Source organism: Pseudoneobacillus rhizolycopersici (assembly GCF_054786815.1).
In genome coordinates, this window is sequence record NZ_JBTOOE010000071.1 from 1 (window position 1) to 405 (window position 405).

A 405-nucleotide genomic window follows, 5' to 3' on the forward strand; every position below is an offset into this window, starting at 1 on the left:
TTGGTAGCTTAAGAGTGAACAGCTTCGTATCAACTGCACCATTTTTCAAAATAGTGGCCGTTAAAGTTACGGTTTGGTCTCCTTGGGTATAAGTAGGACGGGTTACCTTTCCATCCGCCGCTACAAATCCAGAAGCATTGCTTGACCAACTGATAGTTGTTCCATTTTGGCCAGCAGTTTTTAAAAGCACATTTTTTGTGACAGAATTAGCGTCATCTTGTCCGCTATACCCAATTTCCAACTCAGCCTTATCCAATCCAACAGCTTCAGAATCGCTCATTGGCAGTTTTGGTAGCTTAAGAGTGAACAGCTTCGTATCAACTGCACCATTTTTCAAAATAGTAGCCGTTAAAGTTACCGTTTGATCTCCTTGAGTATAGGTAGGACGGGTTACTGTACCATCCG

Annotated in this window: 1 protein-coding gene; it reads right to left on the minus strand. The window is 42.5% G+C overall.

Annotation, left to right across the window (positions count from 1 at the left end; all coding sequences use genetic code 11):
* On the minus strand, positions 1-405 hold a 405-nt coding region (locus ACX9YW_RS22895; RefSeq protein ID WP_460351014.1), incomplete at both ends, for an immunoglobulin-like domain-containing protein.